Genomic DNA, 15,665 nt, shown 5'->3' with positions numbered 1-15,665 from the left:
GTTAGCTTCTCTTAAATTTAAACGGAAAAGCTGTCAGCTAACAGCCAATGGCTAACTGAATGAAGCAAGTTCTCAACGTTGTAAAATACACCTTACTACTGGCCGTATCGGGCCTGCTAATGTGGTACGCGCTGCAGGGGCAGGACCTGAGCCGCATCGGGCAGTACGTGCGTGAGGCCAACTACTGGTGGCTTGTGCTGACGCTGGGATTGTCAACGCTGGGCTACTTCAGCCGGGCGTACCGCTGGAAAATGCAGATTGACCCCACCGGCTACCGCCCCCGTTACTGGGATGTGTACCACGCCATGATGGTGGGCTATCTGGCCAACCTGGTGCTGCCGCGCATGGGTGAGGTTATCCGTTGCTCGGTGCTGCGACGTACCAGTGGTGTGCCGGTGCAGGTGGCGCTGGGCACGGTGGTTACCGAGCGAGTGATTGATGTGCTGGTGCTGCTGGGGCTGCTGGGCACCACACTGCTGCTCGATTTCAACACCTTTTGGAGTTTCGTAACCGACAAGGTGCTTGGCGGCCGCTACGATGCGTTGGCCCGCAACCGCACCCCGTTGCTAATTGCCCTGGGCATTGCCCTGCTGCTGCTGCTGGGCCTGGGCTACGCCCTGTTTCGCAACCTGGAGCGCCTGCGCCGCAATGCGCTGTTCAGTAAAGCCGTAGCCTTTGTAAAAGGGGTACTGGCCGGCGCATTTAGCGTGCTGAAGCTGGAAAACAAGGGGCTGTTCCTGTTTCACACGTTTTTCACCTGGGCCGTGTACTACCTGATGGATTACTTGGCCTTCTTCGCCTTCCCCGAAACCTACGATCTAGGCATGCGCGCCGGCCTAGCGGTCCTCACATTCGGGGCGCTGGGCATGGCCGCGCCGGTGGCCGGCGGCATCGGGCCTTTCCATATTATGGTGCAGAGCGTGCTGCTGGCTTACGGCATCAGCAAGGAAGCCGGCATTGCCTACGCGCTGGTGGTGCACGGCTCCCAGACGCTGCTGGTGGTGCTCATGGGCGGCATTAGCTTTGCGGCCAGCATGGTGAAATCGGGCCGGAGCGCCAAGCGGCGGGGCTTGGCCGAGGCCGCTGTGGAAGCCGAAGCCGTATAGCGGCGGTAAGCTTAAAGCAGGACCTCAGGCTGTGGGAGCCTAAGGGCTCTTCCAATTATAAGATGTACGAACTCATGTGGTCGAAAGATAAAATCCTGAGCCGCGAAGCCTTAGTGGCTGCCGTGGCGGGCTGGCAGGCGGCCGGCGAGCAGGTGGTGTTCACTAACGGCTGCTTCGATTTGCTGCACCTGGGCCACGTCGATTACCTCGAAAAGGCCCGGCACCTGGGCCAGCGGCTGGTGGTGGGCCTGAACACCGACGCCTCCGTCAGCCGCCTCAAGCCCGGCCGGCCCTTGCAGGACGAAGTGTCACGTGCCCGCATTCTGGCCTCCCTTTTGTTTGTGGATGCCGTGACGCTCTTCGACGAGCAAACCCCGCTGGCCCTCATTGAAGCCGTGCAGCCCGATATTCTGGTGAAAGGCGACGATTACGCCATCAGTCAGATTGTGGGCCACGAAACGGTGCTGGCCCGCGGCGGCCGGGTGCTCACGGTGCCGCTGGTGCCGGGCTACAGCACCACCCGCATCGTCGAGCGCATCAGCCAGACACCTTAGCGCCGGCCGGCACGAAATCCGGCCGCGCCTTGTTCAACCAGCATACCCGATTTCCCTGCCTTATGATTCTCTCTCCCGCCTACATCATTGTGTTGCTGGCCATGGTGGCTAGCTGGATCATTCAGCACCGCCTCAAAAGCAAATTCGAAAAGTATTCCCAGGTCGGCCTCCAGAATGGCCTTTCGGGCAAGCAGATTGCCGAGTTGATGCTGGCCGACAACGGCATTACCGATGTGCGTGTCATCAGCACCGAAGGCCGCCTGACCGACCACTACAACCCGGCCGACAAAACCGTGAACCTGAGCGAGGCCGTGTACTCGGAGCGGAGCGCCGCTGCCGCCGCCGTAGCCGCCCACGAGTGCGGCCACGCCGTGCAGCACGCCACGGCCTATAGTATGCTCAAATTCCGCTCGGCCATGGTGCCGGCGCTAGGCTCGGTGTCGCGCTTTATGCCCTGGATTCTGCTGGCCGGTATTCTGATGATGCAGACGACCAAGGTGCCGCTGGGCATCGGTATCGTGCTGTTTTCGCTCACCACGCTCTTCTCCTTCGTAACGCTGCCCGTCGAGTTCGACGCCTCGAAGCGGGCGCTGGCCTGGATTGACCGCCGGGGTATTGTAACCCCGCAGGAGCACGCTATGGCCAAAGACGCGCTGTGGTGGGCCGCTATGACCTACGTGGTTGCGGCGCTCAGCTCGCTGGCTACGCTGCTCTACTATGTGAGTCTGTTTCTGGGCGGCCGCCGCAACAACTAATCCGGCGCAGCTCATCACCAAAGAAAGCCGCTTCTGCCTTGCCGGAAGCGGCTTTTTTAGTGCAAATTCCGGGCGCTTTTGGGTCGCGGCCAACTCTTTAGCCCGGTTTTGTGTTAGTACGCCACTGCCCAACGCCCGATTGCGTAATTTTGTCCGCCCGCGGCCTGTTCGCGCCGGCTTAGTTATCTGATTTTTCCCACCCCACCCACTTATTGCATGGATTTCCAGCTTACTGAAGAACAACTGGCCGTACAGGCTGCCGCCCGCGAATTTGCCCAGAACGAGCTGTGGGCCGGCGTAATTGAGCGCGACGAGCACCAAAAATTCCCGACTGAGCAAATCAAGAAGATGGGCGAGCTGGGCTTCATGGGCATGATGGTGAGCCCTGAGTACGGCGGCGGTGGCATGGACACCGTGAGCTACGTGCTGGCCATGGAGGAAATCAGCAAGGTGGATGCCTCGTGCTCGGTTATCATGAGCGTGAACAACTCGCTGGTGTGCTGGGGCTTGGAGAAGTACGGCACCGAGGAGCAGAAGCGCAAGTACCTGCCCGGCCTCACCTCCGGCGAAATCATCGGCGCCTTTGCCCTTTCTGAGCCCGAAGCCGGCTCCGATGCCACCATGCAGCGCACCACTGCCGAGGACAAAGGCGACCATTACCTGCTCAACGGCACCAAAAACTGGATTACCAACGGCACCACTGCCTCGGTGTACCTTGTGGTAGCCCAAACCAACCCTGAGGCCAAGCACCGCGGCATCAACGTGCTCATCGTGGAGAAGGGCATGGACGGTTTCGTAACCGGCCCCAAGGAAAACAAGCTCGGCATCCGTGGCTCCGACACCTGCTCGCTGATGTTCACCGATGTGAAAGTGCCCAAGGAAAACCGCATCGGCGACGACGGCTTCGGCTTCAAGTTCGCCATGCAGGTGCTGGCCGGCGGCCGTATCGGTATTGCCTCGCAGGCCTTGGGCATTGCCTCGGGCGCCTACGAATTGTCGCTCAAGTACGCCCAGGAGCGCAAGGCTTTCGGCGTGCCGATTTCCCAGCACCAAGCCATTCAGTTCAAGCTGGCCGACATGGCTACCAACATCGACGCGGCCCGTCTGCTGTGCCTGCAGTCGGCCCACGATAAGGATGCCCACCAGGACTACGCCAAGTCTGGCGCAATGGCCAAGCTCTTCGCCTCGAAGGTGGCCATGGACACGGCCGTGGAGGCTGTGCAAATTCACGGCGGCTATGGTTTCGTGAAGGAATACCACGTGGAGCGCATGATGCGCGACGCCAAAATCACCCAGATTTATGAGGGTACTTCCGAGATTCAGAAAATTGTAATCTCTAGGGAAATTCTCAAATAGGCTCAGAATTGCCTATTATTCAGAACGATTGCACAAAACCCAGTCAGTAATTGACTGGGTTTTGTGTTTTTGTGAATTTTTATATGTTATTTTGCATTAGCTAAACATCGGGTACCATTTCCCGGTTGACCTCTACCCACTTTCCTGTCCTGCTTACCGATGGAAGATTATAATAAAGTAATAGAGTCTTTGGGTGTCCGGTACATCAAAGCAAAGAATCTGGTGCTGCAGCAGCCCTTTACGGTGCGCAACTCCTACGACGTTGGCAACAACCTGATTCTGCTCCATAAAGGCCACATTTCCTTCGGCGACGAGAGCCATGCGGTGGAAGAAGGCGAAATGCTCTTTATCCCCGGCGGCCGCGCCACCAAAGTCACCTACGGCCCCGAATCCAGCAAGAGCATCACCAACGACGACCTTATCACCAATAAGGATAAGTTTTTCCACTCCAACTCCGACCTCGACCTGATTGGCGACGCCGAGGAAAGCCACTCGTTCGTGAGCTTCGAGGCCAAGGTGTTCGACTCGGTGAACTTCTTCGCCTCGCTCGATGTGCCGGCCTTCCTCATCACCGGCAACTCCAAGCTGGCCAACCTCATCATTAAGGTGGTGGAAGAAAGCCTGCAGGAGCTGCCCGGTCGCGAGCGGCTCATCACGATTTACACCGAGAACATTGTGGTGGAAATCGTGCGATACATCCTCAAGAACAAGATGTTTGTGGAGCAGCTGGCCACCAACAGCACCTATTTCAAGGACCCGCGCCTCATCGACCTGTTCAACTACATCAAGGAGAACATCGGCGGCGACCTGTCGAACAAGGTGCTCTCGGGCGTGGCCAACGTGAGCGAGGACTATGTGGGCCAGTACTTCAAGATGCTCACCGGCATCAACCCCCAGGACTATATCGAGTATCAGCGTATGGAGCGCGCCGTGTTCCTGCTCCGCACCACCAAAAAGAGCATCCGCGACATCGGTAAGGAGGTTGGCTACAAGGACACCGCCTATTTCTGCCGCCGCTTCAAGATGATGTTCGGCATCCCAGCCGGCAAAATGCGCCGCCGCGAGTCGGCCATGAACATCTGACCACGGATTAGCAGGGATTTAAACAGATTGCACGGATTTTGTAGCCGATTAAAAAAGCCACCTCCAACGAGGTGGCTTTTTGCTTTTACAAAAGGTCCAATGACGAAGTAAGTGCCTGAAGAACGCGTAAAGGGCCCGTCCACAAAATCCGTGCAATCCGTTTAAATCCGGGCTAATCCGTGGTCTGTGATGACGGCGGCTACCTCCGCCAGAAACTCCGGGTTCTGCTCGATGTGGTTGCCCACTACAATAACATCGGCACCGGCCTGCAGGGCAGCGCGGGCTTTTTCGGCGCTGTTGAGGCCGCCACCTACGATGATGGGCAGGTCGACGGCCGCGCGCACGGCCCGGATCATGGCCGGGCTGACGGGGTACAGGGCGCCGCTGCCGCCATCAAGGTAAATAAGGCGCAGGCCCAACTGCTCGCCGGCCATGGCGGTGCAGGCGGCAATACCGGGCTTATCGTGGGGCAGGGGCGTGGTGCCGCTCATGTAGCTGGCCGTGGTCTGGCGGCCGCTATCCACCAGCAGATAGCCGGTGGGCAGAATCTGGAGGCCGCTTTCGCGCAGCCGTGGGGCCGCAATTACGTGCTGGCCAATCAGAAACTCGGGGTTACGACCCGAAATCAGCGACAAAAGCAGAATGCCGTCGGCCTGCGGGTCGAGGTGCAGGCTGTGGCTGGGGAAAAGCAGCACCGGCGTGCTGGTGCGGCTCTTGATAAAGCGAATGAGGGCAGCCTGGTGCGAACTCAGCACCAGACTGCCACCCACAAAAAAGTAATCTATTCGGTGTTGCTGACCCAGTTCCAGCAGGCGCTGACAGCCGGGCTCATCAATGTTGTCGGGGTCCAGCAGAACGGCCAGCGACTTGCGCCCTAATTGGCGGTATTGGCTAAGCGTATCATGCAGGCTGGCTGGGCGCATCCGCGTCGTCGTGGTGAAGGGTAAACTCGATATCCCGGGTTTCCGGCTCGCGGCGCGGCTCATCCGAATGCGCAAGATCGGCATTTTTAAGGATTGGCAAGTAGTCGCCGGCCTTCTTGGCCACGAAGGCCAGGGCCACGGCCGTAGCCTGGGCTACCAGCATCTTGCCCGTATCCGACTGCATAAAGGCATGGAACGTGGCGGCCACTATCGACGAGGCGTTTGGCTGATGCGTAGCGTGGTCAGTCTGCGGCTCATCGCGGTGCGGCGGCTGCTGCCGGGGCACGAGGCTGTTGGCGCTGCCCATGGCGTTGTAGTCGGTGGCGGGCTGGAAGGGGTCGGCCTCTGCAGTAGCGCCCTGGCTGGCTGGCATGCTGGGCCGCAGCCGCCGGCCCCCGAAGCCCAAATCGTCGGCCACAGCCGTATCGACGGTAGTGGAAGCCAGCGGGCGGCGCGAATCGGCTTTCAGCTGGCGCGTGCCTTTCTTATCGGCGGCCTTGAGCTGCTTCTGTTCTTTCTTGCCCGATTTCGAACCGCCAAAAGCTTTCGATACCAGCCAGATACCGCCCAATACACCGGCCCCGATGGCGGCGTACTTGCCAACCTGCAGGGTTTTCTCCTTGATTTCCTGCACGTCGCCCATCAGGGCCCGCTCGTATTCCAGCTTCTGGCGCTCCAGAAACTCTTTTTCGTCCTCAAACAGGGGGTTATGCAATTCAGTCATCGGTCGGATTAGGCTTGGCGTTTGTCGGAATTATAAATCGTGTTGTCCAGCGTCTTATCCGCCAGCGCCTGGAAGGCCTTTTTATCGACCCCCACGATGAAAATAATCAGCAAAACTAGGTAGAAGCCGGCCACGATGCCAAACCCCCAGAACGGGCTGTCGAGCGCATCATTCAGCAGGAAGGCTATAAACAGGTTCAGAAACAGGAAAAAGAACAGACCGATAAAGGCCAGCGTAATGCCGTGGGCGGCACTCACAAAAATATGCTTGGCTTTTTCCTGCACCTCCAGCCGCACCAAATCGAGGCGGGTATCGAGGTAGCCCTTCAGATTACCCACCAGACTATCGTTCTGGGGCGTTTTGGAAGCGTCTTCTTCAGTGGAGAACAGGCCCATAGGGGAGACTTTTGCGGGGGAACAATGTTACAGAGTCCGACGGCGGCAGTTGGCGCCGCTACCGGTTATAGGGTAGTCGTTGCATACGGAAAAGGCGGCGGCGTGTCTGAAATTGGTTTATTTTTACGCTCCACTGTCCTGCTTTGAGCCAGAATCATTACCAAGTACTGGGCGTTCCGGCAACGGCCACGCCGCGCGACATCCGGCTGGCCTACAGGCGTTTGGCGGTGCTCTATCACCCCGATAAGCACGGCGGTAACACGCTCTACGAAGAGCTGTTCAAGGCCGTGGCTGCCGCCTACCGGGTGCTGGGCCACACGGCCCGCCGCGCCCACTACGACCAGCAGCTGCGCACCGAAGCCCGCCGCCTCGATGAAGCCCGGCGGCAGCAGCACTTCCGGCAGCAGGGCCAGCACATTTATGGGGCGCCCATGCCCGCGCCGGCCCCGCCGCTGCGCACCCGCCGGCCCGCCGGCGCCCACGAGCGGCACTACCGCTCCATTCCGCGCCGCAAGGCCAGGTTCACGCGGCGCGACTACTGGCTTACGGCCCTGCTGGGGCTGGGGCTGGCGCTGTTTCTGGCTTCGGTGAAGATTACGATGGATTATGTGTCGGGCACGCGCAACTACACGCGGGGGCTGCAGGCCTACGTGGCCGGTAACTGGGCCGGGGCGCACAGCTACTTCACCGATGCGCTGCACTTCCGGCCCGATTACAACCCGGCCCTGCGGCGCCGTGCCGAGGCGGCCCAGCTCGGCCTGCACGACTACGCCGCCGCCCGCGCCGACCTGCGCGCCGCCCTGCCCGACGCCCCCGCCGCGCTGCGGGGCCAACTGTGGCAGCGCCTGGGCCAGTGCGAAGCCGCGCTTGGCCGCCCGGTACCCGCCGCGCAGGCCTACCAGCAGGCCCTGGCCCTCGACAGCACCCTGGCGCGGGCCTGGCTGCGGCAGGGCGAGGTGGAGCTGTTTCAGCGGGAAGAGTTCGGGCAGGCAGCCCGCACGCTGTCGGCCGGCCTGCGCCATGCCCCGGCGGCCTCGCGGCTGCGGGGGCAGCTGCTCACGTTCCGGGGGCTGGCCTACTACAAGCTGAAGCGCTACGAGCAGGCCCAGAACGACTACTGGGCCGTGCTCGACATCACGCCCCGCAGCGGGCAGCTATACTTCCTGCTGGCGCGCGTGGCCCAGCAGCAGCACGACGCGCCCCGCGCCTGCGACCTGCTGCAACGCGCCGTGTTGCAAGGCTACAGCTTTGCCCGCGCCGCCCGCGATACAACCTGCGTAGGCGCGGCCCGGGTTGCTTCTCCGGCCGGTAATAGCGGGGGCGGGGTCACCAGTACCGCGGCCGTTAAATAAAAAAGCCCGATTCTGAGGCAGAATCGGGCTTTTTTGTGGTAATGATTGGAATCGAACCAACGACACCAGCATTTTCAGTGCTGTGCTCTACCAACTGAGCTACATTACCAGCTCGTGGTTCCCGGTAGGCCGTTCTGGCCGTTGGGGAGCACAAAAGTAGTAAAGCATTTTCAACCTGCAAGCCCAAGGCGAAAAAAATGTTGTTCCGCCTAAACTATCCGGTCTGAAATAGGTAACTTGTTATGCATACCGAGTATATTTCGGCTCCAACCACCAAACTTACCCTTTCCTGTGCATTTCTCCATTCAAAACATCATCTTTCTGCTGGTGGCGCTGGCAGGTTTCGGCCTGTTTGCCTGGCAGGCCAGCCGCATCCGGGCCAACGTGCTGCAGGGACGCGACCGGGACATGAGCGGCCACGTGCAGGAGCGGCTCTGGAAAACGCTGCTCGTGGCCTTCGGTCAGCAGAAAATGTTCAAGCGCCTGACGCCGGCCTTCCTGCACCTGATTGTGTACGTGGGCTTCATCGTCATCAACATTGAGGTGATTGAGATTATGGTGGACGGCCTGTTCGGTACCCACCGCTTCCTGCAGTTCGCCGGCCCGGCCTACTCGGCCCTCACCGGCATCAACGAAATTCTGGGCGCGCTGGTGATTGTGGCCGTTACGGCCTTCTGGTGGCGCCGCAACGTGAACGTGGTAAAGCGCTTCACGGGGCCCGAAATGCGGGCCTGGCCCAAAATGGATGGCAACATCATTCTGTATGTGGAGGTGGTGCTGATGGTGGCGCTGTTCCTGATGAACACCGCCGACCTGAAGGCACACCAACTCCAGAACCTGACCATGCCGGGCGCCTTTCCCGTCAGCCAGTTCCTGACCGGCCTGCTGCCCGACAGCGTGCCGGCGCTGCACATGCTGGAGCGCGTGGGCTGGTGGGCACACATTGTGGGTATTCTGCTGTTTCTGAACTATTTGCCCAGCAGCAAGCACTTCCACATCATCCTGGCTTTCCCGAACGTATTCTTCTCGCGGCTGATTCCGCAGGGGCAGTTTTCGAACGTGGAGAGCATCATGCACGAGGTGAAGTCGATGATGGACCCGAGCTACCCGGTGCCGGCCCCGGCCACCAACCCCGACGGCTCGGCGGTAGCGCCCGCCCCCTTCGGCGCCAAAGACGTGAACGATTTGGCCTGGACCAACCTGCTCAACGCTTACTCCTGCACCGAGTGCGGCCGCTGCACCTCGGTGTGCCCGGCCAACATCACCGGCAAGCTCCTGTCGCCCCGCAAAATCATCATGGACACGCGCGACCGGATGGAGGAGAAGTACAACGCGCCGCTCATTTTCAGCCCGGCCCTATACGGCGCCGCCGCCAAGCACGACCCCCAGGAGCAGCTCGACAAGGAAAACCATACGCTGCTGCGCGGCTACGTAACGCCCGAGGAGCTGTGGGCCTGCACCACCTGCAACGCCTGCGTCGAGGCCTGCCCCGTGAACATCAACCCGCTGGAAAGCATTGTAGAGATGCGCCGCTTCCTGGTGCTCGAAGAGTCGGCCGCGCCGAACGCGCTGAACGCCATGTTCAGCAACATCGAAAACAACGGCGCGCCGTGGGCCTTCTCGCCCTCCGACCGCTTCAACTGGGCCGACGACCTGTTCGTGGCTGAAAAGGGTACGGTGCAAGCCTAAACCCTGTCATCCTTAGCATGTTGCGCTTAGAGCAAGGACGAAGGACCTGGACAGCAATACTAATCTCAGATGTTAGCTTCTGTATAGGTCCTTCGTCCTTGCTCTAAGCGCAACATGCTCAGGATGACAAGAATTCTCCTAACTATTAGCTTCTAGCACCTCCAACATAATGGCCGAACTGACTGCCAAACGTCCTGTTTCTGTACCCGTAATGGCCGATTTGGCGGCCCGGGGCGAAAGTCCTGAAATCCTGTTCTGGGTGGGCTGCGCCGGCGCCTTCGACGACCGGTACAAGCGCGTGACCCGCGCCTTCGTGCGCATCCTCGACCACGTGGGCGTGAATTACGCCGTGCTGGGCATGGAGGAAAGCTGCACCGGCGACCCGGCCAAACGCGCCGGCAACGAGTTCCTGTTTCAGATGCAGGCCATGACCAACATTGCCACGCTCAACGGCTACGGCATCAAGAAAGTGGTGACGGCCTGCCCGCACTGCTTCAACACCATCAAGAACGAGTACCCGGCTTTGGGCGGCGAGTATGAGGTGATGCACCACAGCAGCTTCTTGCAGCAGCTCATCAACGAGGGCAAGGTGAAGGCCGAGGGCGGCGAGTCGTTCAAGGGCCGCCGCATCACGTTTCACGACTCCTGCTACCTGGGCCGCGCCAACAACATCTACGAGGCTCCGCGGGCCGTGCTGGAGGTGCTCGACGCCGATTTGGTGGAGATGAAGCGCTGCAAAACCAACGGCCTGTGCTGCGGTGCCGGCGGAGCCCAGATGTGGAAAGACGCCGAGCCCGGCAACAAAGAAGTCAACATCGAGCGCACTGAGGAAGCCCTGGCCACCCTCGATGGTAATGCCGCCGTGCTCGACAACCTGCGCGGCGTGCAAAGCAATGCCCCCGCCGACCCCGCGCCGGCCAAAGCCGCCGGCGGCAGCGTTATTGCCGTGGCCTGCCCGTTCTGCATGACCATGATGGCTGACGGCGTGAAAAACAAGGAGCGCGAGCAGGACGTGCAGGTGTTCGACCTAGCCGAGCTGATTGCCTCCGCCGAAGGCCTGAACGCGTAATCTGAGCCGTAAGCTGCCAGCTTCAAGCCGCAAGCTTTTGATGCAGGAAGCTGGCCCCAAAAACAGCCCCGCCCGGAACTTCCGGCCGGGGCTGTTTCTTTGTAAGTAGCGCGAAGCCTTTGCTTCGCGTATCGTTGAACAATATCGTCGCAACATCAGCAACGGCCGCGAAGCGGGAGCTTCGCGTTACATCCCGCATTATGTACGTTCCCTTCGAGCAACTGCCGCCCAACGCCCGCATCTGGATTTACCAGGCCAACCGCCCGCTTACCGCCGAGGAGCAAACCGAAGTGCAGCCCACCCTGCACCGATTTGCCGACGAGTGGACCAGTCACGGCCGCACGCTGGCCGCTTCGGCCGTCATTCTGCACAACCAGTTTCTGGTAATCGGGCTCGATGAGGGCGTGGCCGATGCCAGCGGCTGCTCCATTGATGCCTCGGTGCGCTTCGTGCAGCGCGTGGAGCAGCAGCTTGGTGTGGAGCTGCTCGAAAAGGCCAAGCTGGCCTTTTGGGTGGATGGCCACGTAACGCTGCTCGACCGCAAGCAGCTCGGCCCGGCCATTGCCGCGGGCACGCTTTCGGCCGAAACGCCCTATTTCGACAACACCATCGGCCAGCGCCAGCAGCTGCTGGAGCGCTGGCCCGCGCCGGCCGCTGATACCTGGCTGACCCGCTACTTCGTTTAGCAAACGGCTAGGGCGCTGAAACCGACTTTTCCGCCGGAAAACTTGCATCTTAGCCGCATTATTCGTGCGCGGGCCCAACCCCGCCGCCTGCTACCTGACTTCTCTTCCTCGCCTGCTATTATGAGAAATGCTATTCTGATGTGGACTGCCGTGGGTTCGGCCACCCTGCTGGCGGGCTGCGCTACCACCGGGGGGCTGAGCAAGGCCGATAAGCGGTTCGAGCGCGGCGAATATGAGTCGGCCCTCACCTTATATAAGGCCGAGGTAGCCAAGGGCAAAAACGTGGCCCAGGGCAACTACCGCATCGCCGAGTCGTACCGCCTGTCCAACCGCGTCGAGCAGGCGGAACCCTATTATAAGGCGGCCATCGACGGCGGCGCCCGCAAGGCCGATGCCGGCTACTACTACGGCCTGGCGCTACGGGCCAATGGCAAGTTTGAGGAGGCCGCCGAGCAGTTCAGCAAGTACGCCGATGTGGGCAGCAACCGCACGCTCACGGCCCAGGCCGAAGCCGAGGCCAAAAACGCCCGGGCCTCAAAAGACCTGCTGGCCATGCGTACCAACAGCACGGTAATGCCGCTCGATGAGCTGAACACGCCCGCTTCGGAATTCGGCACCACCCGCATTCCCGATACCAAAGAGCTGGTGTTTGCCTCTGGGCGCGAGGGCAAGCCGTTCCCGGGCAACGGTGAAGGCTTCAATGACCTCTACGCCGTGCGCTTTGCCGACGACCGGCAGCTGACCGGCGGCACCGTGCGCAAGCTGGAACCCGCCATCAACTCGGCCAACCGCCACGAGGCCAGTGCCACGTACTCGCCCGATGGCAAGATGCTGGTGTTCGCCCGCTCCAACGACGGCTCCAAGAAAGGCCTGCTGAGCGTGGATTTATGGATTTCCTACTTCCGCGAAAACGCCTGGACCGAGCCCGAAATCATCCGGGGCGTAAACAGTAGCACCGCTGACGAGTTCTCGCCCGTTTTCTCGGCCGATGGCCAGACGCTCTACTTCGCTTCCACCCGCAAGGGCGGCTTCGGCGGCAGCGACCTGTACAAGGCCACCATGGAAGGCCCCGGCCGCTTCGCCGCCCCCGAAAACCTGGGTGATAAGGTGAATACGGTGGGCAACGAGAGCTTCCCGGCCATTTCGCCCGAAGGTGTGCTGTACTTTTCCTCCGATGGCCACCCCGGCCTGGGCAAGCTCGACATCTTCAAGCTCGATAAAGGCCAGGTGCAGAACCTGGGCAGCCCCATCAACAGCCCCGGCGACGACTTCGCACCCTTTTTCCTCGACAGGGAGGGCGGCGTTTTCTCCTCGAACCGGGCCGGCGGCAAAGGCTCCGACGACCTCTACCGCTTCCGCGAGAACACCATTAAGCTGGTCTTCTTCGTGGCCGACGGTACTGTAGTGGAGCGCAACAACCAAACCGGCACCACCACGCCCGTTTCCAACCAGCCCGTAACCCTGTTCGGTACCAACGGCCAGCAGCTTCAAAGCACCACCAGCGGCCCCGACGGCAAATTCCTGTTCAAGCTCGATTCGGCCGCCGCAACCTATTCCCTCACGGCCAACCGCGACGGCTACTTCACGGCCCGCAATTCCCTCACCACCATCGGCCGCAAACCCGCCCAGGATTTGTTGCCCGACCCCGTGAACGAAGTGCGCATCCCCGTGACGCTCACGCTCACCAAAATCGTGAAGAACAAGGCCATTGTGGTGGATAACATCTTCTACGATTACGATAAGTCCAATATCCGGCCCGATGCGGCGCTGGAGTTGGATAAGCTGGTCGAGACGCTCAACGACAACCCGCGCATCACCATCGAGCTCAGCTCGCACACCGACTCGCGGGGTAAAGACGCTTACAACCAGGCCCTCTCGCAGCGCCGGGCCCAGTCGGCCGTCGATTACATCATCTCCAAGGGCATAGACCCCAGCCGCATTACGGCCAAAGGCTACGGCGAGTCGCGCCCGGTAGTGCCCAATGCCAAAACCGAAGAGCAGTACCAGCGCAACCGCCGCACCGAGTTCAAAGTAACCAAAATCGCTCAGTAGAGTTGCTCCTCTATATAGGTTAGCCGCCCGGCTTGCGTTCAGCAGGTCGGGCGGTTGTGCTTAGGGTGGATACCAGTAGGAGAGGGGCCACTCATTTGGCACAGTCCTTGGCTTAGAGCCAAACGTACTCCTAATGCCTCTGTTCCGTGAAACGAATCCTACCCCTGCTGCTTGGTTGCCTGTTACTGGCCATTGGCGCCGTGCAAGCCGCCCCCGTTACGGCCAGCATTGCCGGCGAACGGGGGCTGGCCTTCCGGCTGTCTTTGGATGGGCAGCCCGTTACCCACGGCGCCCGCCCCCAGGTCTACCTCGAGCAGTTGCGCCCCGGCTACCACTGGGCCGACTTCTACATCCCCGCCGGTCGGGGCCGGGGTTATACCTACCGCACCCAGATTTTTCTGGCCGAAGGCTTCGAAACCAACTTCGTGCTGGTTGCCCGGCACGGCTTTCCGCCGGCATTGCGCACGGTAAGCACCGTGCCGTTGGCCCCGCCGGTAGTATCGTACCCCAACCAAGGCCCGTACCCAAATAACGGTTATCCCGCGCCGGGCTACCAAAACCCGGGGTATCCAGCGCCCGGCTACCCGGCGCCGTTTCATCGGTTGGCTCCTGCCGAGGTGGAAAGTCTGCTCCAGGCAGTCAGGCAACGGCCTTTTGATGATGCACGGATGGCCCTTATGCGCGATGCCCTGCACGAAACGGTTATCGAGTCGCAGGATGCCCGGCGCCTGATCAAGTCCCTATCTTTCGACGAAAATCGCATCGAAACCGCCAAGTATCTCTACAGCCACATTGCCGACCGACACAACTTCTACCTAGTGTACGACGCCTTGGTATTCCCCTCCAGCATCCGCGAAGTGCAGGAATACGTGGATTCGGTGCGTTGAAAAGCGGGTTCCTAAGCTAGCCGGCCTTCTTCCTGGTTCTGCACAGAAGCGGAAGAAGGCCGTTTTTCGTTTGCCCCGCAAAAAGAAAGTAGCTGATTGTGTGGGCTGAAGCGGGCCTTGTACGGGTATTTTACCCGCTAGGTTTGCATCCTCCGCCCCAAACCCCCACTTTTGCATCCCCAACCGGAACGCGGCGGGGTAAGGTTCTCCCTCGGGAAAGCCGCTTGAAAAAAAAGTTACCTTGAACAGTTGCGGAAGTCGAAAAGGTTTAGTTACCTTTGCACCCCGCTTCAACCGGAAGCGCTTTCACTCTTGCTAACCAAGCCACCTGAAAAGGCAGCACAGGCTAGCAGGAAGGCCGAAAAGAGAAAAACTTTTTCTTGCCTGGGTCTTGCAGAAAGCGAAAAGCTGCTTACCTTTGCAGCCCGCTTCAACCGGAAGGGGACAAGGCAACCGGGAAAAGAAACGCTTCGAAAAAAAGTTTTCTTCTTTTGCTTGCCACAACCAGAAACGGTTGTACCTTTGCAGCCCGCTTCGATCGGAAGGGGATGAGAGTAACACCGCCTCGCTTACTGAGGCCCACGGCAGACTCCGATTGGGAGTGATGCATACGTTCTTTGAATGACTGGAAAAGACAATATAGGTAAGACCTGCGGCGGTAACGCAACAGGCAAAATGAGTGACGCGAATCAGTTCTTTCTTTCGGGAAGGAGCAACATAAGGGTCGGATCAGCACTTGACATCAGCTGTGCTTCGGCATAGTGTAGAGAAATCTTACAATGGAGAGTTTGATCCTGGCTCAGGATGAACGCTAGCGGCAGGCCTAATACATGCAAGTCGAACGGGTGTTCTTCGTACTACTAGTGGCGCACGGGTGCGTAACGCGTAACCAATCTGCCCTGAACTGGGGGATAGCCCGCCGAAAGGCGGATTAATACCGCATAAACCAACAGAACGGCATCGTTTAATTGGTAAAGATTTATTGGTTCAGGATGAGGTTGCGTGCCATTAGCTAGTTGGCGGGGTAAAGGCCC

At 60.0% G+C, this 15,665-nt stretch carries 14 protein-coding genes, 1 tRNA gene and 1 rRNA gene; 12 read left to right on the top strand and 4 right to left on the bottom strand.

Going from position 1 to position 15,665, the window contains the following annotated elements:
- Positions 1 to 59 precede the first annotated feature (59 nt).
- From H145_RS0113630 to H145_RS0113610, 5 genes are all read left to right on the top strand, one after another.
- Complete coding sequence (locus tag H145_RS0113630) at positions 60 to 1,106, top strand: lysylphosphatidylglycerol synthase transmembrane domain-containing protein (RefSeq protein WP_019948714.1); 1,047 nt, start codon at positions 60 to 62, stop codon at positions 1,104 to 1,106.
- 62 nt (positions 1,107 to 1,168) lie between these two features.
- Complete coding sequence (gene rfaE2 / locus H145_RS0113625; protein WP_019948713.1) at positions 1,169 to 1,660, top strand: D-glycero-beta-D-manno-heptose 1-phosphate adenylyltransferase; 492 nt, start codon at positions 1,169 to 1,171, stop codon at positions 1,658 to 1,660.
- A 62-nt stretch (positions 1,661 to 1,722) separates the two neighbouring features.
- Entirely contained in the window at positions 1,723 to 2,415 is a 693-nt protein-coding gene (locus H145_RS0113620; RefSeq protein WP_019948712.1) for a zinc metallopeptidase, read from the top strand.
- A 216-nt stretch (positions 2,416 to 2,631) separates the two neighbouring features.
- Positions 2,632 to 3,771, top strand: coding sequence for an acyl-CoA dehydrogenase family protein (locus H145_RS0113615; protein ID WP_019948711.1), 1,140 nt, complete (start codon positions 2,632 to 2,634; stop codon positions 3,769 to 3,771).
- 159 nt (positions 3,772 to 3,930) lie between these two features.
- Positions 3,931 to 4,854 (top strand): helix-turn-helix domain-containing protein, encoded by a 924-nt coding sequence (locus tag H145_RS0113610; protein WP_026351513.1) that lies wholly within the window; start codon positions 3,931 to 3,933, stop codon positions 4,852 to 4,854.
- Between the two features lie 161 nt (positions 4,855 to 5,015).
- Here H145_RS0113610 and H145_RS0113605 read toward each other — a convergent pair whose 3' ends face one another.
- From H145_RS0113605 to H145_RS0113595, 3 genes are read right to left on the bottom strand one after another with little or no spacing between them, the layout of a single operon-like run.
- A complete protein-coding gene (locus tag H145_RS0113605; protein WP_019948709.1) occupies positions 5,016 to 5,777 on the bottom strand; it encodes a geranylgeranylglyceryl/heptaprenylglyceryl phosphate synthase in 762 nt (253 codons plus the stop codon).
- The gene (locus H145_RS0113600) at positions 5,755 to 6,501 is read right to left on the bottom strand and encodes a hypothetical protein (RefSeq protein ID WP_019948708.1); all 747 of its coding nucleotides are present in this window, start codon (positions 6,499 to 6,501) and stop codon (positions 5,755 to 5,757) included. The genes H145_RS0113605 and H145_RS0113600 overlap by 23 nt, the downstream gene beginning before the upstream one ends.
- A gap of 8 nt (positions 6,502 to 6,509) precedes the next feature.
- The gene (locus H145_RS0113595) at positions 6,510 to 6,896 is read right to left on the bottom strand and encodes a phage holin family protein (RefSeq protein WP_019948707.1); all 387 of its coding nucleotides are present in this window, start codon (positions 6,894 to 6,896) and stop codon (positions 6,510 to 6,512) included.
- 143 nt (positions 6,897 to 7,039) lie between these two features.
- On the opposite strand from H145_RS0113595, the gene H145_RS22870 reads away from it, so the two are divergent.
- Positions 7,040 to 8,248, top strand: a complete 1,209-nt coding sequence (locus tag H145_RS22870) for a J domain-containing protein (RefSeq protein WP_019948706.1) — start codon at positions 7,040 to 7,042, stop codon at positions 8,246 to 8,248.
- 36 nt (positions 8,249 to 8,284) lie between these two features.
- Here H145_RS22870 and H145_RS0113585 read toward each other — a convergent pair.
- Positions 8,285 to 8,357, bottom strand: a tRNA-Phe gene (locus tag H145_RS0113585).
- A 182-nt stretch (positions 8,358 to 8,539) separates the two neighbouring features.
- On the opposite strand from H145_RS0113585, the gene H145_RS0113580 reads away from it, so the two are divergent.
- The 6 genes from H145_RS0113580 to H145_RS0113555 form a co-directional block, all read left to right on the top strand.
- Positions 8,540 to 9,937 (top strand): (Fe-S)-binding protein, encoded by a 1,398-nt coding sequence (locus tag H145_RS0113580; RefSeq protein WP_019948705.1) that lies wholly within the window; start codon positions 8,540 to 8,542, stop codon positions 9,935 to 9,937.
- Between the two features lie 211 nt (positions 9,938 to 10,148).
- The gene (locus H145_RS0113575) at positions 10,149 to 11,006 is read left to right on the top strand and encodes a (Fe-S)-binding protein (RefSeq protein ID WP_019948704.1); all 858 of its coding nucleotides are present in this window, start codon (positions 10,149 to 10,151) and stop codon (positions 11,004 to 11,006) included.
- 200 nt (positions 11,007 to 11,206) lie between these two features.
- Positions 11,207 to 11,692: a hypothetical protein gene (locus tag H145_RS0113570; protein WP_019948703.1), complete on the top strand. Its 486-nt coding sequence runs from the start codon at positions 11,207 to 11,209 to the stop codon at positions 11,690 to 11,692.
- A 120-nt stretch (positions 11,693 to 11,812) separates the two neighbouring features.
- The gene (locus tag H145_RS0113565) at positions 11,813 to 13,744 is read left to right on the top strand and encodes an OmpA family protein (protein WP_157541565.1); all 1,932 of its coding nucleotides are present in this window, start codon (positions 11,813 to 11,815) and stop codon (positions 13,742 to 13,744) included.
- A gap of 146 nt (positions 13,745 to 13,890) precedes the next feature.
- Positions 13,891 to 14,631 (top strand): DUF4476 domain-containing protein, encoded by a 741-nt coding sequence (locus H145_RS0113560; RefSeq protein ID WP_083937790.1) that lies wholly within the window; start codon positions 13,891 to 13,893, stop codon positions 14,629 to 14,631.
- 776 nt (positions 14,632 to 15,407) lie between these two features.
- Positions 15,408 to 15,665, top strand: a 16S ribosomal RNA gene (locus H145_RS0113555); the annotation flags it as partial.

This window comes from Hymenobacter aerophilus DSM 13606, assembly GCF_000382225.1.
Lineage (GTDB): Bacteria > Bacteroidota > Bacteroidia > Cytophagales > Hymenobacteraceae > Hymenobacter > Hymenobacter aerophilus.
This window is presented reverse-complemented; position numbering and strand designations above follow the sequence as displayed.